The organism is Kineococcus haloalkalitolerans (assembly GCF_050871905.1).
Classification (GTDB): Bacteria; Actinomycetota; Actinomycetes; order Actinomycetales; family Kineococcaceae; genus Kineococcus.
Genome location: NZ_JBJLSH010000001.1, coordinates 70,813 through 91,539, shown reverse-complemented (window position 1 = coordinate 91,539; position 20,727 = coordinate 70,813). Strand labels below are relative to the sequence as shown.

Genomic DNA, 20,727 nt, shown 5'->3' with positions numbered 1-20,727 from the left:
AACGTCCCGCCCGTCAGGCCCGGGTGGCCACCGCGTCCGCGAGGACCGCCGCCAGCGGCGTCGCCGGCCGGCCCGCCAGGACCTCCAGCGCGGCCGGGTCCGTCTCCAGCTCCCCGCGGGCGATCGAGGCGTCCAGCGCCGCCACGAACCCCGCCGTGCCCTCGTCCAGGCCGGCGCCGCGCAGGTGCGCGGCCAGCTCCTCCTCGCTCAGGTCCCGGTGCGCCACCCGCTGACCGGTCGCCGTGCTCACGGCCTCCGCCAGCTCCGCCAGCGTGAACGACGGGCCGCCCAGCTCGTGGACGGCGTGGGCGCCGCCGTCCAGGCCGACGAGCGCGTCCTCGCCCAGCAGCGCGCCGGCGGCCGCGGCCGCGAAGTCCGCGCGGGAGGCCGCGCTGACCCGGCCGTCGCCCGTGGCGCCCACCACCTCGCCGCTCGCCAGGTACTGCGGCAGCGAGGCGGAGTAGTTCTCCGTGTACCAGCCGTTGCGCAGCACCACCGTCGGCACGGGCGAGTCCCGCAGCGCCTCCTCGGTGGCCGCGTGCTCGGGCGCCAGCGGGTTCCCCGTCGTGGAGGCCTTGAGGATGCTCGTGTAGACCAGGCGCCCCACGCCCGCGGCCTCCGCCGCGCGCACCACGTTCGCGTGCTGCTCCACCCGCCGGCCCACCTCGCTGCCGGAGACCAGCAGCAGCCGGTCCACGCCCTCCAGCGCCGCGGGCAGCGACTCCGGCCGCGAGTAGTCGCCCTCGCGCACCCGCACCCCGCGGGTGGCCAGGTCCGCGGCCCTCGCGGGGGAGCGGACGACGGCGACGACGTCGCCGGCCTCCACCCCGCGCTCGAGCAGCTCCTCCACGACGAGGCGGCCGAGCTGGCCGGTGGCGGCGGTGACGGCGTAGGTGGTCACGGTTCCTCCTGTCCGGGGAGCGCGGGTCCGCCCCCACCGTCCGCGGCCAACCCGCGCCCCCGCGCGGCTGTTCCCGCCGGGTGCGGCGGCCACCCGGCCGGCCCACGCGTACGGGACCGCGACCGTCGTCGCGCGACACGCGGTCGTGCAGGGTCCGGTGCGCGGCGTGTCGGCCGATGACGGTCGCGGTCCCGTACGCCCCGTCCGGAGGACACCCCCTCCAGGGAGCGTCCCCGGCTGCCGAAGCACCCCGGGTGACGACGTTCGAGCAGGTGCTGTCCACCGGCGGGGTGCGCAGCGTGTTCCAGCCCATCGTGGACCTGCGCAGCGGTGCCGTGGTCGCCTACGAGGCGCTCGCGCGCGGCCCGCGCGGCGGCGAGCTGGAGCGCCCCGACGCGCTGTTCGCCGCCGCGCGCGCCGCCGACCGCCTGGCCGACCTCGACGAGGCGTGCCGCGCCGCGGCGTTCCGCGGCGCCGTCCAGCACGGCCTGTTCGCCCCGCAGGCGCTGTTCGTCAACGTCGAGCCGGAGGTCCTCGACAGCGCGCCGCTGGACGACCTGCTGGCCATCGCGCAGGCCGCCCCCGGCGACCTGCGCGTCGTCCTGGAGATCACCGAGCGGGCGCTGGCGGCCCGCCCCGCGGAGCTGCTGCGCACCGTCGCCCGCGTGCGCGAGCTGGGCTGGCGCGTCGCGCTGGACGACGTGGGCGCCGACCCGCTGTCGCTGGCGTTCATGCCGCTGCTGCAGCCGGACGTCGTCAAGCTGGACCTGCGCCTGGTGCAGCGACGCCCCGGCCCCGCCGTCGCGCAGATCATGAACGCCGTCAACGCCTACGCCGAGGCCACCGGCGCCCTCGTGCTCGCCGAGGGCATCGAGGACGAGAAGCACCTGGTGATGGCGCGCGCGCTGGGCGCCCGGCTGGGGCAGGGGTGGCTGTTCGGCCGCCCCGCCGACGGCCCCGCGCCGGCGCTGGAGGCCGCCGAGATCGCGCTGCCGGCGACGGTGCCCGGCGACGAGGCGGCCAGCTCCTCGCCGTTCGCGCTGCTGCCGGCCGGCACCGAGCTGCGCCGGGCCCCGAAGTCCCTGCTCATCGAGGTGAGCAAGCAGCTGGAGCGGGAGGCGATGCGCCTGGGCGACACGTGCGTGGTCGCCTCGACGTTCCAGGAGGCCCGGCACTTCACGCCCGCCACCGCGGTGCGCTACCGCGACCTGGTCGACCGGACCGGGTTCGTGTGCGCCCTCGGCGAGGGCCTGGGCGACCAGCCGGTGCCGGGGCTGCGCGGCGCGGACCTGGACCAGGGCGACCCCGTGCGCGGGGAGTGGGACGTCGTCGTCCTCAGCCCGCACTTCAGCGCAGCGCTGCTGGCGCGCGACCTGGGCGACACGGGCCCGGACGCGCAGCGCGTCTTCGAGTACGCGCTGACGTACCGGCGGGACACGGTCGTCGCGGCGGCGCGCTCGTTCCTGTCGCGCGTGGCCCCGCGCGCGGCCGTCCAGGTCGTCGCCGAGCGCCCCGCGGCCCCGGCCCCCGCGCCGGCCGCGCCGGCTCCCGCCGCGGCGACGACGGGGGAGGCGCTACTGCAGCAGGCGCTGGCGGCCACCACCAGCGGGGTGACGATCTCCGACATGACCCGCCCCGACCAGCCGCTGGTGTACGTCAACCAGGCGTTCGAGCGGCTGTCGGGCTTCCGCGCCGAGGAGGTCCTGGGCCGCAACTGCCGGTTCCTGCAGGGCGAGGACACCGACCGGGCGGCCGTGGCCGCGGTCCGCGACGCGATCGCCGAGGGCCGCGAGCACCGCGCCCTGCTGCTGAACCACCGCGGCCCGCAGCGCGAGCCGTGGTGGAACGAGGTGCTGCTGTCCCCGGTGCGCGACGCCGACGGGCGCGTCGTGCAGTACATCGGCGTCCAGGACGACGTCACCGACCGGGTGCTGGCGCAGCGGGCGCTGGAGCAGGAGCAGCACCGCACCCGCGGCTACCTGGAGCGGCTGGAGGACCTGGCCCACCACGACCCGCTGACGGGGCTGCCGAACCGGCGGCGGGTGGAGGAGCGCGCGGAGGCGGCGCTGTGGGACGCCCGGTTGTCCGGGTCCGCCGTGGCGCTGCTGTTCTGCGACCTGGACGCCTTCAAGGCCGTCAACGACGAGCTGGGCCACGCCGCCGGCGACGAGCTGCTCGTCGCCGTGGCGCGCCGGCTGCGCTCGGCGGTGCGCCGCGGGGACCTCGTCGCCCGCCTGGGCGGGGACGAGTTCCTCGTGGTGCTGCCGGACCTCGACCCCGCGGGGGCCGCCGCCCACGCGGACCGGCTGGCCGGCGAGCTGGTGCGCGCGGTCGCCGAGCCGCTGCTGGTCGCCGGCCGGCGGCTGAGCCCCGCCGTCACCGTCGGCGTGGCCGTCAGCCCCGCCGACGGAGACGGGTTCGGCCGGCTGCTGCACCGCGCCGACCAGCGCATGTACGCGGCCAAGCCGACCGCGCGGCGGGTCGAGGCGGGCGGCTGAGCCGCCTCAGCGAGCGGGTCTCAGCGCTCGCCCTTGCCGGAGTCGGCGCGGCCCCGGCCGGTCGGCAGGGCGGCGATGAGCAGGCCGGCGACGGCGGTGGCCGCGTGCAGGACGGTGCCGGGGTCGCTGGTGTGCAGCACGTCCGCGGAGCTGCCCGGGCTGACGAGCAGCCCGTACGCGAACAGCGCGCCGCCGGCGACGAGGAGCAGGAGGCCGTACAGGCGGGCCGTGCCGGCCTTGAGGTAGGCGGCCAGACCGGCGACGCCCAGGAGCAGGTGGACGAGGTTGAGCAGCGGGTTGACGCCGACGCTGGCGACGTTCCAGGTCGGGTCGGCGCCGGTCCAGCCCTGCCCGCCGGTGACGGCGAAGCCGAGGAGGCCCAGGACGACGTAGAACGCGCCGACGACCGCCGCGCAGTACTGCCCGCCGGAGGGCTGCGCGTGCCAGCGCGTCAGGCGCGGGTTGCTCTCGCCCGGCTGCTTGGTCTCGGGGGCCTGCTGGGCCATGGCTCGTCCTCCGGGGTGGTGCGCGGCGGTCCGCGGGTCGGCGTCGTCGGGCCCGTGCTGGGCCCCCTCCATGGTCGTACCCCGTGCGGGTGGACCTGACACCCGCCACCCCCGGTGACGGTGAGGTGGCCCTAAAGTCCGGAGCGTGACAGGGCGGGGGTGGGTGCTGGAGCTGCCGGCGCAGGCCGACAGCCCCGCCCGCGCGCGCCGCTTCCTGCGCGAGGTGCTGTCCGGGCCGGCGGCCGGGGTGGGCGAGGACCTGCTCGACGACGCCGCCGTCTGCGTCACCGAGCTCGTCAGCAACGCCCTGCTGCACGCCCGCACCCCGATGACCCTCACCGCCCGCCGCACCGGCGGCGGGCTGCGCCTGGCCGTCGCCGACGGCTCGCCGCGGCGCCCGCACTGGGTGCCGCGCAGCCTCACCGCGGGCACCGGCCGCGGGCTGGCGCTCATCAGCGCCCTCAGCGCCGACCACGGCGTCGAGCCGCGCCCGGGCGGCAAGGAGGTCTGGTGCGAGCTGCGCCCCGGTGCGGGCGGGCCCGCGGACCCGGCGGACCTGGTGGAGGAGCTCGCGCAGGAGTGGGCCGCCGTCGTCGCCGACCTCGGCGACGTGGTGGGGGCGGGCCCGTCGCCCGAGCCGCCGCTGCTCCTGCTGCGCTACCCCGTCGAGGTCGGCATCCGGATGCGCGAGCACCGCGAGACGGTGCTGCGGGAGCTGCAGCTCCTCGGGCTGCCCGGTGGGAGCCGCGGTGCGGACGCGGTGGGCGCCACGGCGCTGGAGGTGCGGCAGCTGCTGGACGCCGTGTACGGCGGGCCGCTCTCGCGCGCGGAGGCCGACAAGCTGCGCGCCGCGGCCGAGGGGCGCGCCGAGGTGGACCTGGAGTACGACCGGTTCCCGGACCAGCGCTCCTTCGTCGAGCGGTGGCGGCAGCTGGTCGCGGACGTCGAGCAGCTGGGCCGCGACCGGGGCGTGGCGGTGCTGGCGACCCCGGGCGACGTCTCGGCGCTGGAGCGCTGGGTGTGCGAGGAGTTCCTGCGCCAGCTCGACGGCGAGCGCCCGCGCCCCTGGCCGCACGCCCCCGCCTGACCCCACCCCCTCGCGGTGATCGCACGAGGGTGAGCGTCCACACGTCCGTGATCACCGCGGGGCAGGGGTGGACGGGACGCGGGGGCAGCGGGGTGACACTGGGCGCGTGACGACGTCCAGCACCCGCAGCACCACCCCCGCGAGCACCTCCGCGAGTACTCCCGCCACCCGCCGGACCCGCGTCCGCGCCCCCCAGCTGGAGGGCCGCCGCTGGCTGAACACGGGCGGGCGCGAGCTGGGCCTGGCCGACCTGCGCGGCAAGGTCGTCCTGCTGGACTTCTGGACCAGCTGCTGCGTGAACTGCCTGCACGTCCTGGACGAGCTGCGCGAGGTGGAGGAGCGCTTCTCCGACGTGCTCGTCGTCGTCGGCGTGCACTCGCCGAAGTTCCGCTTCGAGGCCGAGCCGGCGACCCTCGACGCGGCCGTCGAGCGCTACGCCGTGCACCACCCCGTCCTCGACGACCCCGAGCTGCGCACGTGGGGCGCCTACACCGCCCGCGCCTGGCCGACGCTCGTCGTCGTCGACCCCGAGGGCTACGTCGTGGCGTCGATGTCCGGCGAGGGCCACGCGCACGGCCTCGGCGTCCTGCTGGAGGAGCTGGTCGCCGAGCACGGGGCGAGGGGCACCCTGCACCGCGGTTCCGGCCCGTACGTGGCCCCGGAGCCGCCGGCGTCGGCGCTGCGGTTCCCCGCCCGCGTCCTGGCCCTGCCGGACGGCGGGTTCCTCGTGGCCGACACCGCCCACCACCAGCTCGTGCAGCTGGCGGAGGACCTCCAGACGGAGGTGCGGCGCGTCGGCGACGGCGAGCGCGGGCACGTCGACGGGTCGGCCTCGGCGGCGCGCTTCGCCGAGCCGCAGGGCTTCTGCCTGCTGCCGGGGGACGTGGCCGCCCGCGTGGGCTACGACCTCGTGGTGGCCGACAGCGTCAACCACGCCCTGCGCGGGGTGCGGCTCGCGGACGGCGCGGTGACGACCGTCGCGGGCACCGGCCGTCAGCTGCGCCGCCGCGAGGGCGGCGGGCCGGCGCTGGAGCAGGACCTGTCGACCCCGTGGGACGTCGCCTGGTTCGACGGGCAGGTCGTCGTGGCGATGGCGGGCGTGCACCAGCTGTGGGCGTTCGACCCGGCCGCCGACCCCGCCGACGGGGTGGTGCGCGTGCTGGCCGGGACGACCGCCGAGGGCGTGCAGGACGGGCCGGCCGAGCGGGCGTGGTTCGCGCAGACGTCCGGGTTCGCCGTCGCCGACGGGCCCGACGGGCCCGTGCTGTGGTTCGTGGACGCGGAGACGTCGGCGCTGCGGACGTTGCGCCGCAGCGGGTCCGAGGGTCCCGACCGCGGCGTCCCGCGGGTGGACGACGACCGCCTCGCGAACGTGGGGGCCGTCGCCGGCGCCGGGTACGAGGTGCGCACCGCCGTCGGGCAGGGCCTGTTCGACTTCGGCTTCCGCGACGGCCCGGGCGCGCCCGCGGACGGCACCCCGCCCGCCCTGCTGCAGCACCCGCTGGGCCTGGCGATCGCCCCCGACGGCTCGGTGCTCGTCGCGGACACCTACAACGGGGCGCTGCGCCGCTACGACCCGGCGACGGGCGAGGTCAGCACGCTGCTGCGCGACCTGGCCGAGCCCTCCGACGTCCTCGTGGACGCCGGTGGGGACGCCGACGGGGACGGGTCCCTGGTCGTCGTGGAGGCCGCCGGCCACCGCCTGACCCGGTTCGCGGTGCCGCCGGAGGCCCGCGTCGACGCCGGCGCCCACACCGTGCAGCGCCCGCCCACGGACCTGGCCGCCGGGCCGGTGGAGCTGAGCGTGGCGTTCACCCCGCCGACGGGGCAGAAGCTCGACGACCGCTGGGGCGACCCGACGCGGCTGGTCGTGGCGGCCTCCCCGCCGGAGCTGCTGCTGGAGGGGGCCGGGGAGGCGGAGGGGCTGCGCCGCCGGCTCGTCCTGGACGCCGCCGTCGGCTCCGGGGTGCTGCACGTCAGCGTGCAGGCGGCCGCGTGCGACGGCGACCCCGACACCGGGGAGGTGCCGGAGTTCGCCGCCTGCCACCTGTACCAGCAGGACTGGGGCATCCCCGTCCGCCTCGTGGACGGGGCCCCCGCAGCGCTGCCGCTGGACCTGCGCGGCGCCTGAGCGACGACCTACTGCTGGTAGGTCTCGACCTCCCCGACGGGACGCGCGGACGCCTCGTCGGGGTCCTTGCCGGCCTCGCGCAGCGCCTGCCGCTGGCGCAGCAGGTCCCAGCACTGGTCCAGGGACTGCTCGGCCTGCCGCAGCCGGGCGTGCTCCTCCTCGCCGGACAGCTCCCCGTCCTGCAGGGCCTGGCGCAGCTGCTTCTCCTGCTCGACGAGCTCGGTGATGCGCTGGTGGATGGCCTGGTCGTCCACGGGTCCTCCCCTCGGGGCACGGGGCCCCGTCGCGGTGCGGTGCGCGCCCGATCGTCGTCGCCACGGGCGCGCGCCGCCACCGCGGGGGCTGCCGCTCCGGTGCGCGCGGGGCGGCGGGTAGCGTCGGCGCGGTGAACGCGCAGCCGCCGGGGGAGCAGGCCCCGGCCTCCCCGGACGCGGGCGTCGACGCGGCGGTGGACGCGGCGATCGCCGCCTCGCGGGCCCTGGTGGCGATCGCGACGCGGTCGCTGTCGGGGGCGCTGGAGGCGCTGTCCCTGCAGCAGTACCGGATCCTCGTGCTGGTCTGCACGCGCGGCCCGCAGCGCAGCGGCGCGCTGGCCGACGCCGTCGGGGTGCACCCGTCGACGTTCAGCCGCGCCGTGGACCGGCTGGTGGCCGGCGGCTGGGTGCGGCGGCGGGAGAACCCCGAGACGCGCCGGGAGGTGCTGGTCGAGCCCACGCCGGAGGCGGCGCGCCTGGTCGAGGAGGTCATGGCCGCCCGCCGCCGCGAGGTGCGCGACGTGCTGGCGCGGCTGTCCGGGCCGGAGCGGGCGGCGGTCGCCGAGGGCCTGCGCCTGTTCGCCACGGCCGCCGGCGAGCCCGACCCGCGCGAGCTGGCCCGTCTGGGCCACGAGGCCTGACCCCGCGCCCGCCCTCCCGCTCTCTTCCCGCCGTGGTCCCGCGGGGATTCCCAGCGAGACCACGGCGGGGGTGGGGAGTCTGCTCCCCGCGGTGATCGTCGACGGGTGGGGGCTCACCCGTCCGTGACCACCACGGGGACGGGGGTCAGAGGACGGCGCCGGCGATGAGGACGAGGGGGATGGAGCCGGCCCAGGCGGCGGTCGTCAGGCCCGACCAGCCCTTGAGCGCCGCGGTCCCCTCCAGGCCGGTGAAGCGGGTGACGACCCAGAAGTAGGAGTCGTTGAAGTAGCTGAACACCATCGACCCGGCGCAGCAGGCCAGCGCCGCGGCCAGCGGCGACAGGCCCAGGCCGTCGACCAGCGGGGCGCTCACCGACGCCGCGGTGATCATCGCGACGGTGCCGGAGCCCTGCGCGAGGCGCACGAGGGTGGCGATGAGGAAGGGCACGAGGACGCCGGGCAGCGCCAGCGAGGCGACGGCCTCGGCGAGCGCGTCGCCGACGCCGGAGTCGCGCAGCACCTGCCCGAACCCGCCGCCGGCGCCGGTGATGAGGATGATCAGGCCCGCCGAGGCGGCGGCCTCGGCCAGCCAGCCGCTGACCCGGTCCCGCGTCGTCCACCGCGGCAGCAGCGCGTAGACGGCGATGACGAGGCCGACGAGCAGCGCGACCACGGGGTTGCCGACGAAGGCGAAGACCTGCGCCAGCGTCGACGGCTCGTACCCCTCGTCGCCCTGCAGGACGCCCTGGGCGTCGCGGTCGACGGCCGTCGTCACCGTGCCGGCGATGATCAGCAGCAGCGGGACGAGCAGCGGCAGGGCCCCGCGCAGCGCGCCGACCCGGTGCGGGCCGGCCCCGGCGGGCGGCTCGCCGAGGGCGGCCGCGGGGTCGGCCGCCGCGGGCTCGCCGGTCGCGTCCCCGCCCCCGGCCGCCGAGCCGGTGGAGCCCGCCGGCGCCCCCGCGTACACGGCCTCGCGCACCTGCGGGGTGACCTCGTCCTCCAGCTTGGGCCCCACCCACACCGAGTACAGGACGACCACCGGCAGCAGCAGCACCGCGAACAGCGCCCCGACGAGGATCAGCCCGCCGAGGTCGGCGCCGAGGATGCCGGCCACGCCCAGCGGCCCGGGGGTGGGCGGCACGAGGTGGTGGGTCAGCGTCATGCCGCAGCCGAGCGCGAGGGCCAGGGTGACGTAGCCGCGGCGCTGGCGTCGGGCGATGGAGCGCGCCAGCGGGTTGAGGATGACGTACCCGGAGTCGCAGAAGACGGGGATGGACACGAGGGCGCCGGTGCCGCCGAGGGCCCACGGCTCGCGGCCGCGGCCGAGGGCCTTCACGAACGCGCGGGCGAGGGCGTCGGCGCCGCCGGAGACCTCCAGCACCTTGCCGACGGCCACGCCGAGGCCGATGACGATGCCGATCGAGGCGAGCGTGTTGCCGAACCCCGTGATGACGGACTGCAGGGTGTCGCCGGGCGCGGACCCGGCGACGGCGCCGGTGACGAGGGCGGCGATCAGCAGGGCGGCGAAGGCGTCCAGGCGGGTGCGCAGGACGACGAGGACGATGACGGCGATGCCGACGACGAGCGCGGCGAGGAGCTGGAGATCCACGGTGATCCTCCGGTGGGGCGGCGGGCGCGTGATCGCCCGCGGCGCTCAGCGTGCCCGCGCGGGTGGCGGCTGTCGAGGCGGGTCGTAGGGTCGGGGCGCCGGACCGCCCCAGCGTCGAGGAGGACCCCCGTGGCCATCGAGCCCCCCACCGAGCCCGCCACCGCGTTCCCGACCGCCCGCACCGCCGTCGTCACGGGAGCCGGGTCGCCGCGCGGCATCGGCCGCGCGGTCGCCCACCGGCTGGCGCGCGCCGGCTGGGCCGTCGCCGTCCTCGACCTCGACGGGGACGCGGCGCGCGCCGTCGCCGGCGAGCTGGAGCAGCTGGGCGCGGCCAGCGCCGGGGTGCGGGTGGACGTGGCGGACCCGGCGTCGGTGGACGCGGCGGCCGCGGAGGTGGAGCGCGAGCTGCCGCCGGTGGTGGGTCTGGTGAACCTGGCGGGCATCAGCTCGCCGACGCCGTTCCTGGACACGACGCCGGAGGAGTGGGACCGCGTCATGGCGGTCAACGCGCGCGGCACGTTCCTGGTGACGCAGCGCTTCGTGCGCGGGATGGTCGACCGCGGGCTGGGGCGCGTGGTCAGCGCGTCGTCGGTGTCGGCGCAGCGCGGCGGCGGCACGTACTCGAAGGTCGCCTACAGCGCCTCGAAGGCGGCGGTGATCGGTCTGACGCGGGCGCTGGCGCGCGAGGTGAGCCCGCTGGGGGTCACGGTGAACGCGGTGGCGCCGGGGCCGGTGGACACGGACATCATGGGCGGGACGCTGAGCGACGAGCGGCGCGCGGCGATGGCCGCGGACGGCCTGGTGGGCCGGGTGGGCACGGTCGAGGACGTGGCGGCGCTGGTGGAGTTCCTGCTGGGCCCGGACGCCGGCTACATCACGGCCGCCACCTACGACGTCAACGGCGGCCTGCAGATCTCCTGACCCCCTCCCGCCGTGGTCTTGCTGGGACTACCTGCAAGATCACGGCGGGGGAGGTCGGCGTGACCTGCTCCCCCCGCGGTGATCATGGATGGACGAGCGGTCACCCATCCGTGATCACCGCGAGTAGGTGACTGCGCGTGACAAGAGGCGACGCGGCGTGGTGGCATGGAGGGGTGATCGACGAGCGGGCCGACGGGCCGGGCCACCAGGACGACGGGACGGGCGACGACGAGCGCCGCGCGGGCCGCGACCGCCGCAGCCTCATCGACCTGACCCGCGCCGAGCGCGGCGAACCCGAGCGCCGTCGCCTGCCCGGCGTCGACCGCCGCGGCCCCGAGGAGGACCGGGACGAGGCCGCCGGCTGAGCCCTCAGGACAGCGAGCTGAACGCCTCCACGTCCCGGATCTGCCCGGAGACGATGATCACGTCGTCCTCCTCCATGAGGGTCTGCGGCGTCGCGTAGGTGAACCCCTCGCCGGGGGAGTGGTGCGCCACCACGGTCACCCGGTACTTGCTGCGCAGCTGCGCGGCCCCGAGCGTCAGCCCCAGCAGCGGCGTCGGCGGGGTCGTCTTCACCATCGCGAAGCCGTCCTCGAACTCGATGTAGTCGAGCATCCGCCCGCGCACCAGGTGCGCGATCCGCAGCCCCATCTCGTGCTCGGGACGGATGACCTTGTGCGCGCCCAGCTGGGTGAGGATCCGCGCGTGGGACTCGCTGATCGCCTTGGCCCACACGTTGCGGATGCCGAACTGCAGCAGCGTGGAGACCGTGAGGATGCTGGCCTCCAGGTTCGTGCCGATGCCGACGACGGCCCGGTCGAACTCGTGCACCGACAGCTGGCGCAGCGCCTCCTCCTTGGTGGAGTCGGCCACGACGGCGTGGGTGAGGTGCCCGGCGAGGTCGTCGACCAGCGCCGGGTCGGAGTCGATGCCGAGGACGTCGACGTCCCCGCCCTCCATCAGCTCCAGCGCCAGCGACCGGCCGAACCGGCCCAGGCCGATCACCACCACCGACCGCGGCGACGCCTGCGACGACCGCTTCGCCACGTCCGCTCCTCCCTCGACGTCCTGCCCGTGCCCGACCGCGCCCCGGCGGGGCGCGTCACCCGATGATGGGCCGTCCCTCCGGGTACTCGTACATCCGGCGCCGCTCGCGCAGCGCCAGCGCCGAGCCCAGCGTGATCGGCCCGAGCCGCCCCACGAACATCAGGACGGTCAGCACGACCTGCGCGTGCTGGGGCATCTCGGCGGGCAGCCCCGTGGACAGGCCCACCGTCGCGAACGAGGAGACCACCTCGAACAGCACCCGGTCGGCGGGCAGCCGGGTGGTCTCCACCAGCAGGATCGTGGCGCTGACGATGACGCCCACGGACACCAGCGCGACCGTCAGGGCCTGGCGGTAGACGCGCTCGGGGATGCGCCTGGCGAACACGCTCACGCTGGACTCGCCGCGGAACTCCGCGATCATCACCATGAGCAGCAGGGCGAAGGTGGTGACCTTGATGCCGCCGGCCGTGGACGCCGACCCGCCGCCGATGAACATGAAGACGTCGGCGACCAGCCACGAGCCGCTGTTCAGCTCCGCGACGTCGACGTTGTTGAAGCCGGAGCTGCGGGTGCCGGTGGCCAGGAACAGGCCGGCCATCGGCCGCGCCCACCACGCCAGGGCGCCGAAGGTCGCCTCGTTGCGCCACTCGTTGAGGGTGAAGAACAGCCAGCCGACGAGCAGCAGGACGGTCGTCGTGGTGACCGTCAGCTTGGTGTGCACCGACCAGCGCTGGGGCTGGCGCAGGTGCCGGCGCAGCTCGATGAGCACGGGGAAGCCCAGCCCGCCGATGATCACCGCGGACACCACCGGCAGCAGCATCCACGGGTCCTCGGCGAAGCCGATCATGCTGTCCGAGCGCAGCGCGAACCCGGCGTTGTTGAAGCTGGAGATCGCCAGGAAGGTGCCTTCCCAGATCGCCCGGGGCAGCGGCTGCTCGTAGCCGACGTACAGCCGCGTCGACAGCATCACCGCGACGACGGCCTCGACCGTCAGCGACACCTTCACGACGCCGAGGAGGACGGCGCGCACGTCGCCCAGGCCCAGCCCGCGCGACTCCGTGGAGGCCAGCAGGCGCGTCTTGAAGCCCATCCGGCGAGCGGCCACGACGCCCAGCAGCGACGCCGACGTCATGATCCCGAACCCGCCGACCTGGGCGAGGGCGAGGATGACGACGTGCCCGCCGGTGGACCAGTGGGTGGGGGTGTCGACGATGGTGTGGCCGGTCACGCACAGCGCGCTGACCGCGGTGAACAGCGCCTCGACGAACGTGGCCCCGCCGGTCCCGCGCCGGGACGTCGGCAACCACAGCAGCAGGGTCCCGACCGTGGCGACGCTGGCGAAGGCCACGGCGACCACCTGGGCCGGGTGGCGCAGGAGCGGGCGACGCCGAGCCCTCGCCTCCACCCGCTCGCCCCCGCGCTGCTCGTGCCCGACCCGGTCCCGCCCGCGCGGCGCGGGCGGCGATCAGGCTACGCGCACCGCCCGGTGTCCACGCGCGGACGTGCGCTCACGCCTCCGCGTCCGGCACGTCCGGCACCTCGAGCAGGTCCAGCAGGTCCTGGCGGCCGAAGAAGCGCGCCGCCTCCAGGGCCGTCGGCGTCCCCAGGTACGGGTCGGCGTCCCCGTCGACCAGGGCCGCCACGACGTCCCGCTCGCCCTTGAAGACGGCTCCCGCCAGGGGCGTCTGGCCGCGCGCGTTGACCCGGTCGGGGTCGGCGCCGCGCGTCAGCAGCGCCCGCACGACGGCCGCGTGCCCGTGGTAGGCGGCCAGCATGAGCAGGCAGTTGCCGTCGGAGTCGGTGGACTCCACCGGCACGCCGGCGTCGAGGTAGAGGGTCAGCTCCCGCAGGCGCCCGGAGCGGGCGGACTCGAAGACGCGCCCGGCGACCTCGAGGGCGCGCTCCTCCTCCTCGTCGGCCGGGCCCACCGCGTCGGGGACGCCGACCGGACCGTCGTCCCCGTGGTCGCTCACGCCCCGAGCCTAGGGCGGGCCCGCGGGGACCCGCACGCCGTCGCCCGCCGCCCCGGGCGCCGGGGGGTCCTCAGCCGTCGCCGAGGACCGCGCCGACCGTCGCCATGGCCGCGCCCAGCGCGCCCAGCCAGGCGCGCGAGACCTCGTACAGGCTGTGCCCGGCGCCGGCGACGCGGACGGCGTCGTCGTCCTCGTGGCCCAGGACGGCTTCCAGCGCGCGGCCCGCCGGGCCCTCGCGCTCGACCAGCGCCGCGCGCACCGACGCCGCCACCCCCGTGGTCTCGACGAGCTCGCGCGGGTCCAGGCCCAGGGCCTCGGCGACGCCGGACAGCAGCCCGGCCGTGTAGGCGACGTCGTAGTGGCGCGGCGCCAGCCGCGCGCACGCCCCGGCCCGGGCCAGCACCACCGTCAGCGCCTCGGTGTCCACGCTGGTGACCCCGCCGAGCAGCATGAGGACCACCCACGAGCACAGCTGCCGGCGGCCCAGCAGCACGACGGCCTGCCGCAGCGAGGTGATCTCGCTGCTCGTGCCGGCCGCCACGGAGCTGACCGTCCGCAGCACCCGCACGCTCAGCGCGGGGTCGGTGGCCACGAGCTGCTCGATCTCGCCGATGCTCGTCTCCGAGCCGGTCAGCGCCCGCACCAGCCGCAGGCACACGATCTGCGAGGGCGTCAGGCTCATCGACTCCAGCGTCACCGGCCGCTGCAGGTGGTAGCCCTGGAAGAGGTCCGCGCCGGCGCGCAGGCACCGCTGGAACGCCTCCTCGTCCTCGATGCGCTCCACGACCACCGTCGCCGACGGGTTGACGGAGCGCACTCCCGCCACGACGTCCTCGAACGCCGCGCCCGTCGCCTCCAGGTCGACCTTGACGTAGTCCGCGAGCGCCACCGCGGCCAGCCGGCCCGGGTCGCCGTCGAAGTCGTCGACCGCCACCCGGTAGCCCTCGGCGCGCAGCCGCGACAGGCTCGCCAGGACCTCGTCGTCCACCTCGACGTGCTCCAGCAGCTCCAGCACCACCTGCTGCGGGGAGCACGGCATGGGCAGCTCGCCGGTGATGAACCCGCGGGTGAGGTTGAGGAAGAGCAGCTTGTCGCCGGCGATCTGCTCGACGCCGAAGTCGCCGAAGGTCGCGCTGATGACCTGGGAGGTGGCGTGGTCCTGCTCGGGGCCCAGCGGCAGGTCGGCGTGCGCGCGCCCGTGCGCGCGGAACAGCAGCTCGTAGGCGACGAGGCGGCGCTCGCGGTCGTAGATGCCCTGGCGGCCGACGCGGACGGGCGCGACGGTGGCGACGGCGGTGGCCGCGCCGCGGGTCGCGGGGGCGAGGAGGTCGGCGGGCGCGACGGGGCGCGGCACGGGCTGCTCGCTCACCACGCCACCTCCTGCGCTCCGGGCGGGGGCCGGCGGCCGTCGCCGGGCTCCCCCGCGACTCGAGGACTCCACGCCTTCCCTACGGCGCGCGGAGGCCCCGGCTGTAGCCCGCGGCGCGCGCGGACGCCCGAACGGGGGAACGCCCGCCGCTCAGACCCGCGTGCGGTGGAAGCCGGCGTGCGAGCGGCTGGGCGTCGGCCCGCGCTGCCCCTGGTAGCGCGAGGCGGTCTCGCGGCTGCCGTAGGGGTGCTCGGCGGCGCTGGAGAGGCGGAAGAAGCACAGCTGGCCGATCTTCATACCCGGCCACAGCAGGATCGGCAGGGTCGCCGTGTTGGACAGCTCCAGCGTCACGTGGCCGGAGAAGCCGGCGTCGATGAAGCCGGCCGTGGAGTGCGTCAGCAGGCCCAGGCGGCCCAGGCTGCTCTTGCCCTCCAGCCGGGCGGACACGTCGTCGGGCAGGGTGACGACCTCGAAGGTGGAGCCGAGGACGAACTCGCCCGGGTGCAGCACGAACGGGTCGTCGCCCTCGACCTCGACCAGGCGGGTCAGCTCCGGCTGCTCCTGCGACGGGTCGATGACCGAGTACTTGTGGTTGTCGAAGAGGCGGAACCAGCGGTCCAGGCGGACGTCCACGCTGGAGGGCTGGACCATCGACGGCTCGAAGGGGTCCAGGGCCACCCGCCCCGACGCCAGCTCGGTCCGGATGTCGCGGTCGGACAGCAGCACGGCGGTCACGGTACAGGGGCGCGCGGGGAGCGCCGGCGGCCCCGCGCGGCGGGGTCGAGGGCCCTCCGGGACGTCCGCTAGGATGCTGGTGGCTCGTGGGCGACCGCGGGCCGTGCGGGTGTAGTTCAATGGTAGAACTTCAGCTTCCCAAGCTGATAGCGCGGGTTCGATTCCCGTCACCCGCTCAGCGCGACGATGGCCCCGGTCCGGTGGACCGGGGCCATCGTCGTCCCGCCCTCAGGCGGCCAGCTGCTGGCCCCGGCTGCGCTCGCGGTAGCTGGCGGCGGCGTCGCGGAAGGCGGCCAGCGCGTAGCCGGGCACGTCCAGGCCCTCCTCGTGCGCCCACAGCAGCTGCGTCTCCAGCCGGGAGATGTCGCGCACGTTCTTCTCCAGCTGCTCCTCCAGGCCCAGCTCGACGATCACGCCGCCGAAGTCGGTGCGCTGCTCGCGGGTGCTCGCCCCGACCAGCCCGTAGCGCTTGGAGCGCAGCAGCCTCGCCAGGTGCAGCTGCCACGGCGCGAGGGCGCCGGAGCGCACGAGCTCCTGCGCGCTGAGCCGGTAGAACGCGAAGTGCCCGGGCTCCTGCACCTTGATGGCGTCGACGACGGTGCGCTGCACGGCGGTCTCGCCCATCGCGCCCAGGCCCTGGCTCATCGAGCGGTAGGCCAGCATCGCGGCCTTCTCCGTCGCCGCGCCGGTCAGGTAGTACAGGAGGCGGACCACCTCGTGCACGAACGGCAGGTGGGACAGCGCCCCGAGGACGCGCACCCGCGCCGGCACGCCGTCCAGGTCGGCCTGCACGGGCGGCATGCCCAGGTGCTGGGCGAGGGTGTCCAGCAGCACCCCGTGCCGCTCCTCCTGCGGGCCCCACACGTCCGCGTAGAACGCGCGGTCGGTCTCCCCGACGCCGGGCAGCAGGACGGCCAGCTCCAGGACGTTGCGCTCGACCTCCATCTCCACGCGCGCCATGTAGTCCAGCACCGTCCCGAAGCGCTCGCGCACGGCCGCCGGGTCGCGCAGCGTGTAGTCGGCCGAGGCCAGGTCCACGGGCGGGTGCTCGTCGGCGAGGCGCTGCACGTGGTCGCGGATGGTGGTGGCGTCCACTCGGGGCTCGGCCATGGTCGGTTCCTCCTCGGTGCGGTCGGGCACTCCGGGTTCGGGCCGCCGCCCCGTGTGGATCGGTCGTTGCGCCGTCCGGGTGAAGCGCGTCCGCCGTCCCGGCCGGCCCCGGCCGGCCCCGCCCGGCCCCGCCCGCTCGAGGCGCGGGAGCGGACCGGGCGCGAGAGCGTGTCCGCCGTGTCGATCACCGACCTCAGCGCCCCGTGGCCGCTCGTCCCCAGCCTCGTCGGCCTCGTCGTCGCCGGGGTCGTCATCGTCGTCACCGGGACGCGCATCACCGCCGTCGCCGACGAGATCGCCGACCGCACCGGCGCCGGCGAGGCGCTCGCGGGCGCCGTCCTGCTGGGTGCGACGACGTCGCTGCCGGGCCTGGTGACGGTCGCCGTCGGCGGGCTGTCGGGCGACGCGGAGTTCGCCTTCGCCAACACCATCGGCGGGATCCTCATCCAGACGGTGTGGCTGTCCATCGCGGACCTCGTCTACCGCCGCGTCAACCTCGAGCACGCGGCGGCCTCCAGCCAGAACCTCATGCAGGCGCTCGTCCTCATCGGCCTGCTGACGGTCCCGGTGATCGGCTTCGCCACGCCGGAGCTGTCCTGGCTCGGCGTCCACCCCGCCACCTTCGCCATCCCGGTGCTCTACGCCGGGGGGCTCGTCCTGGTGCGCCGGCAGGGGGAGAAGCCGATGTGGCGCGCCGTCAAGACCGACGAGACGGTCGAGGACGTCCCGCAGGAGGGCAGCGGCGCCAGCGGCCGCCGCCTCGGTGCCTCGTTCGCGCTCCTCGCCGCGGCGATGGCGGTCGCCGGTTACGTCGTGGGCCGCTCGGGGCTCGGCGTCGTCGAGGCCACGGGCCTGTCCGGCGGGCTGGTCGGCTCCACGCTCACCACCGGTGTGTCGTCCATGCCCGAGCTGGTCACCCTCATCGCCGCCGTGCGCATGAAGTCCCTCGCCCTCGGCGTCGGGGACATCATCGGCGGCAACGTCTTCGACGCCCTGCAGATCACCGTGGCCGACGTCTTCTACCGGCAGGGACCGATCTACGCCGACGCCGGCGACTCCGGGCTGCTGCTGCTCGGCGCGGGGCTGCTGGTGAGCGCCCTGCTCGCCTCAGCGCTGCTCCTGCGCGACCGCCGCGGCATCGGCTTCGAGGGGATCGCCATCCCGGTCGTCTGGGTCGCCGCCGTGGTCGGCGTGAGCTTCCTCTGACGCGCGGCTCACCCGCCGCGCGCGGGAACACGGTGCGATCACGATCGGGCTTCGGAGGGGATCGACCCTTGACAGCGCTGTCACGAGAGGAGACGGTCTGCTCGTTGACAGCGCTGTCACGAGGAGGTGAGCGCCGTGAGCGAGGTGACGACGACCGGTGGCGAGCGCCACCGCCGCGGCACCGGCTCGGTCGTCATGGGCGACGTGGCGCGCGCCGCCGGTGTCAGCCCCAAGACCGTCTCCCGGGTCGTCAACGGCTCCCCGCAGGTGCGTCCCGAGGTGCGCGACCGGGTGCTCGACGCGGTCGAGCGGCTCGGCTACCGGCGCAACGCCGCCGCCCGCGCGCTGGCCGCCGGGCGCACCCACGTCCTCGGCATCGTCTCCGTGGAGGCCGCCCTGCACGGCGTGGCCCAGCACGTCCTGGGCGCCGAGCGCGCCGCCCGCGAGCGCGGCTACGGCACCGTCGTGGTCACCGTCCCCGAGGACGGCGACGACGACGCGGCCCGCCGGGCGGTCGAGCGCGCGGTGGCGCTGGGGGCCGAGGGCGTCGTCCTCGGCGAGCCGCTGCGCGACGTCGGCGTCCTGGCCGGGGTGCCCGACGTGCCGCTGGTGACGGCCGCCGCGGTGGAGCCGGTCAGCCCGCGGCACCGTGCGGTGAGCGCCGAGGAGGAGGCCGGTGCCCGCGAGGCCGTCGAGCACCTGCTCGCCCGCGGCCACCGCACGGTCGCGCACCTGAGCGGGCCGCTGGCCTCGCGCCCGGCGCGGCTGCGGGAGGCGGGCTGGCGCGCCGCCCTGGAGGCCGCCGGCGCGCCCGTGACGGAGCCCGCGCGGGGCGACTGGTCGGTGCGCTCGGGGTGGTGGGCGGCGCGCGAGCTGCTCGCCCGGCCCGGCGAGCGCCCCACCGCCCTGTTCGCCGGCAACGACTCGATGGCGATCGGCGCCGTCAAGGCGTTCCTGGAGGCGGGGCTGCGCGTGCCCGAGGACGTCGCCGTCGTGGGCTTCGACGACCTGCCGGAGTCGGAGTTCCTGCCGGTGCCGCTCTCGAGCGTGCGGCAGGACGTCACGGGTGTCGCCCGCCGCGCCGTCGAGCTGCTCGTGGCGCTCGTCGAGGGCGCGCCGGTGCCGCAGCGGGCCGAGGAGGTCCCGGCGCGCCTGGTGGTCCGGGCCAGCTCGGGCCCGCCGCGGCGAGGGGGTGGTGCGAGCCCCTGACGCCCGCCCCACCGCCCGGCACCGCCCGGCACCGCCCGGCACCGCCCGGCACCGCGCAGCAGCGACCGCACGACCCCGCACGACCCGCAGACCACGAGCACCACGGACGAAGGAGTACCTGTGTTCTTCCCGCGCCGCCCCAGCATCGCGCTCGCCGCCGCCCTCGCGTCGGCCCTCGCCCTCGCCGCGTGCAGCGGCGGAGACGGCGGCGGGTCCGACGACGGCGGCCCGGCCGAGCCCGTCTCCGCCGACCAGTTCGAGGAGGCGATGAGCACCCCCACCGAGCTGACGTTCTGGACGTGGGTGCCCGACATCGAGAACCAGGTCGCCATGTTCGAGGAGGCGTACCCGGAGATCGACGTGAACGTCGTCAACGCCGGTCAGGGCCTGGACCAGTACACGGCGCTGCGCACCGCGCTGCGCGCCGGTCAGGGCGCTCCCGACGTCGTGCAGATCGAGTACCAGTACCTCTCATCCTTCCTCGTCGGCGGCGACCTGCTGGACCTGTCCCCGTACCAGGGCATCAGCGACCTGGAGAGCGAGTACCCCGACTGGGTGTGGGAGCAGGTCACGCGCGACGGCGCCGTCTACGGCATCCCGCAGGACACCGGGCCCATGGGCCTGCTGTACCGCGACGACCTGTTCGCCGAGGCGGGCATCGCGCCGCCGACCACGTGGGACGAGTTCGCGCAGGCCGCCCGCACCTACCGCGAGGCCAAGCCCGACAGCTACATCACCGACTTCCCGCCCAACCAGGCCGGGCAGATGATCGGCCTCATGTGGGCCAACGGCGCCCAGCCGTTCAGCTACGACGGTGAGGAGACGGTGTCGATCGACCTCGACACCCCCGAGGTCACCGAGGTCGTCGAGTACTGGCAGGGCCTCGTCCAGGACGAGCTGGTCGCCGTCGACCCCGACTTCACCGACCAGTGGTACCAGGGCCTGTCGAACGGCACCTACGCCACCTGGGTCGCCGCCGCGTGGGGTCCCGTCTTCCTGCAGGGCTCGGCCGAGAACACGTCGGGGCTGTGGCGCGCCGCGCAGCTGCCGCAGTGGGAGGCCGGCGGGCAGAGCACCGGCAACTGGGGCGGGTCCACCGACGCCGTCGTCGCCTCCAGCGCCAACCCGATCGCGGCCGCCGAGCTGGCCCGCTGGATCAACGTGGAGCAGGAACCGGCGCTCGCGCTGGCGACCGAGCAGTTCCTCTTCCCGCCGTCGCAGTCCGTCCTGGAGGACCCCGCCTTCATCGACGCGGCGCCGGAGTTCTACGGCGGGCAGCAGGTCAACCAGCTGTTCGCGGAGGCGTCCGAGCAGGTGAACACCGACTTCGGGTGGCTGCCGTTCATGGACTACGTCTACTCCTCCTACGAGGACGTCATGGGCCCGGCCATCGCGAACCGGGGCGACATGGTCGGCGCGCTGGCGCAGTGGGAGCAGCAGCTGGAGGGGTACGCGGAGGAGCAGGGCTTCACCGTCGAGTGAGCGCCCTGGAGACGACGTGAGCACTCACCCCCAGTCACCGCCCCGGAC

19 protein-coding genes and 1 tRNA gene are annotated in these 20,727 nt (G+C 76.0%); 10 read left to right on the top strand and 10 right to left on the bottom strand.

From position 1 onward, the window contains the following. Window positions 1-13: 13 nt before the first annotated feature. Window positions 14-901, bottom strand: coding sequence for an SDR family oxidoreductase (locus ACRYMY_RS00425; protein WP_432545286.1), 888 nt, complete (start codon window positions 899-901; stop codon window positions 14-16). A 254-nt stretch (window positions 902-1,155) separates the two neighbouring features. Between ACRYMY_RS00425 and ACRYMY_RS00420 the strand changes: the two genes are divergently transcribed. After that, the gene (locus ACRYMY_RS00420) at window positions 1,156-3,399 is read left to right on the top strand and encodes a diguanylate cyclase domain-containing protein (RefSeq protein ID WP_432545285.1); all 2,244 of its coding nucleotides are present in this window, start codon (window positions 1,156-1,158) and stop codon (window positions 3,397-3,399) included. A gap of 20 nt (window positions 3,400-3,419) precedes the next feature. Here ACRYMY_RS00420 and ACRYMY_RS00415 read toward each other — a convergent pair whose 3' ends face one another. Beyond that, a complete protein-coding gene (locus tag ACRYMY_RS00415) occupies window positions 3,420-3,905 on the bottom strand; it encodes a DUF4383 domain-containing protein (protein WP_432545284.1) in 486 nt (161 codons plus the stop codon). A gap of 145 nt (window positions 3,906-4,050) precedes the next feature. Between ACRYMY_RS00415 and ACRYMY_RS00410 the strand changes: the two genes are divergently transcribed. Next, complete coding sequence (locus tag ACRYMY_RS00410) at window positions 4,051-4,992, top strand: ATP-binding protein (protein ID WP_432545283.1); 942 nt, start codon at window positions 4,051-4,053, stop codon at window positions 4,990-4,992. A gap of 106 nt (window positions 4,993-5,098) precedes the next feature. Then, on the top strand, window positions 5,099-7,123 hold the full coding sequence (locus ACRYMY_RS00405; protein ID WP_432545282.1) for an NHL domain-containing thioredoxin family protein: 2,025 nt from the start codon (window positions 5,099-5,101) through the stop codon (window positions 7,121-7,123). Between the two features lie 8 nt (window positions 7,124-7,131). Here ACRYMY_RS00405 and ACRYMY_RS00400 read toward each other — a convergent pair whose 3' ends face one another. Further along, window positions 7,132-7,377 carry a DUF2630 family protein gene (locus tag ACRYMY_RS00400; RefSeq protein ID WP_432545281.1) on the bottom strand — a complete coding sequence of 82 codons (246 nt, stop codon included), beginning with the start codon at window positions 7,375-7,377 and terminating at the stop codon, window positions 7,132-7,134. Between the two features lie 131 nt (window positions 7,378-7,508). Here ACRYMY_RS00400 and ACRYMY_RS00395 point away from each other — a divergent pair, with 131 nt between their 5' ends. Next, window positions 7,509-8,018, top strand: coding sequence for a MarR family winged helix-turn-helix transcriptional regulator (locus tag ACRYMY_RS00395; RefSeq protein ID WP_432545280.1), 510 nt, complete (start codon window positions 7,509-7,511; stop codon window positions 8,016-8,018). A 145-nt stretch (window positions 8,019-8,163) separates the two neighbouring features. Here the strand turns inward: ACRYMY_RS00395 and ACRYMY_RS00390 are convergent, their stop codons facing one another. Then, on the bottom strand, window positions 8,164-9,627 hold the full coding sequence (locus ACRYMY_RS00390; RefSeq protein WP_432545279.1) for a GntP family permease: 1,464 nt from the start codon (window positions 9,625-9,627) through the stop codon (window positions 8,164-8,166). Between the two features lie 129 nt (window positions 9,628-9,756). On the opposite strand from ACRYMY_RS00390, the gene ACRYMY_RS00385 reads away from it, so the two are divergent. Together ACRYMY_RS00385 and ACRYMY_RS00380 are read left to right on the top strand one after the other, a co-directional pair. Continuing rightward, window positions 9,757-10,548 carry an SDR family NAD(P)-dependent oxidoreductase gene (locus tag ACRYMY_RS00385; RefSeq protein ID WP_432545278.1) on the top strand — a complete coding sequence of 264 codons (792 nt, stop codon included), beginning with the start codon at window positions 9,757-9,759 and terminating at the stop codon, window positions 10,546-10,548. A 173-nt stretch (window positions 10,549-10,721) separates the two neighbouring features. Next, the gene (locus tag ACRYMY_RS00380) at window positions 10,722-10,913 is read left to right on the top strand and encodes a hypothetical protein (protein ID WP_432545277.1); all 192 of its coding nucleotides are present in this window, start codon (window positions 10,722-10,724) and stop codon (window positions 10,911-10,913) included. Window positions 10,914-10,917: 4 nt separating this feature from the next. Here ACRYMY_RS00380 and ACRYMY_RS00375 read toward each other — a convergent pair whose 3' ends face one another. The 5 genes from ACRYMY_RS00375 to dcd form a co-directional block, all read right to left on the bottom strand. Beyond that, complete coding sequence (locus tag ACRYMY_RS00375) at window positions 10,918-11,595, bottom strand: potassium channel family protein (protein WP_432545276.1); 678 nt, start codon at window positions 11,593-11,595, stop codon at window positions 10,918-10,920. Between the two features lie 55 nt (window positions 11,596-11,650). Continuing rightward, window positions 11,651-12,943 carry a TrkH family potassium uptake protein gene (locus ACRYMY_RS00370; protein WP_432545275.1) on the bottom strand — a complete coding sequence of 431 codons (1,293 nt, stop codon included), beginning with the start codon at window positions 12,941-12,943 and terminating at the stop codon, window positions 11,651-11,653. Between the two features lie 160 nt (window positions 12,944-13,103). Next, window positions 13,104-13,568 carry an ankyrin repeat domain-containing protein gene (locus tag ACRYMY_RS00365; protein WP_432545274.1) on the bottom strand — a complete coding sequence of 155 codons (465 nt, stop codon included), beginning with the start codon at window positions 13,566-13,568 and terminating at the stop codon, window positions 13,104-13,106. A 70-nt stretch (window positions 13,569-13,638) separates the two neighbouring features. Further along, window positions 13,639-14,937, bottom strand: coding sequence for an EAL and HDOD domain-containing protein (locus ACRYMY_RS00360; protein ID WP_432545273.1), 1,299 nt, complete (start codon window positions 14,935-14,937; stop codon window positions 13,639-13,641). A 150-nt stretch (window positions 14,938-15,087) separates the two neighbouring features. Beyond that, a complete protein-coding gene (gene dcd / locus ACRYMY_RS00355) occupies window positions 15,088-15,663 on the bottom strand; it encodes a dCTP deaminase (protein WP_432545272.1) in 576 nt (191 codons plus the stop codon). 114 nt (window positions 15,664-15,777) lie between these two features. Between dcd and ACRYMY_RS00350 the strand changes: the two genes are divergently transcribed. Continuing rightward, window positions 15,778-15,848 (top strand) — tRNA-Gly (locus tag ACRYMY_RS00350). Between the two features lie 52 nt (window positions 15,849-15,900). On the opposite strand, the gene ACRYMY_RS00345 is transcribed toward ACRYMY_RS00350, so the two are convergent. Beyond that, window positions 15,901-16,782, bottom strand: coding sequence for a GTP-binding protein LepA (locus ACRYMY_RS00345; protein WP_432545271.1), 882 nt, complete (start codon window positions 16,780-16,782; stop codon window positions 15,901-15,903). Between the two features lie 177 nt (window positions 16,783-16,959). On the opposite strand from ACRYMY_RS00345, the gene ACRYMY_RS00340 reads away from it, so the two are divergent. The 3 genes from ACRYMY_RS00340 (at window position 16,960) to ACRYMY_RS00330 (ending at window position 20,679) form a co-directional block, all read left to right on the top strand. Further along, window positions 16,960-17,988, top strand: a complete 1,029-nt coding sequence (locus ACRYMY_RS00340) for a sodium:calcium antiporter (protein ID WP_432545270.1) — start codon at window positions 16,960-16,962, stop codon at window positions 17,986-17,988. Between the two features lie 135 nt (window positions 17,989-18,123). Next, window positions 18,124-19,197, top strand: coding sequence for a LacI family DNA-binding transcriptional regulator (locus tag ACRYMY_RS00335; protein ID WP_432545269.1), 1,074 nt, complete (start codon window positions 18,124-18,126; stop codon window positions 19,195-19,197). A gap of 120 nt (window positions 19,198-19,317) precedes the next feature. Next, a complete protein-coding gene (locus ACRYMY_RS00330) occupies window positions 19,318-20,679 on the top strand; it encodes an ABC transporter substrate-binding protein (RefSeq protein WP_432545268.1) in 1,362 nt (453 codons plus the stop codon). Window positions 20,680-20,727 lie beyond the last annotated feature (48 nt).

Excerpts from the sequence above, each read along its gene's own strand:
- ACRYMY_RS00415 (WP_432545284.1), bottom strand. The coding sequence starts at position 3,905 with ATGGCCCAGCAGGCCCCCGAGACCAAGCAGCCGGGCGAGAGCAACCCG.
- ACRYMY_RS00345 (WP_432545271.1), bottom strand. The coding sequence starts at position 16,782 with ATGGCCGAGCCCCGAGTGGACGCCACCACCATCCGCGACCACGTGCAG.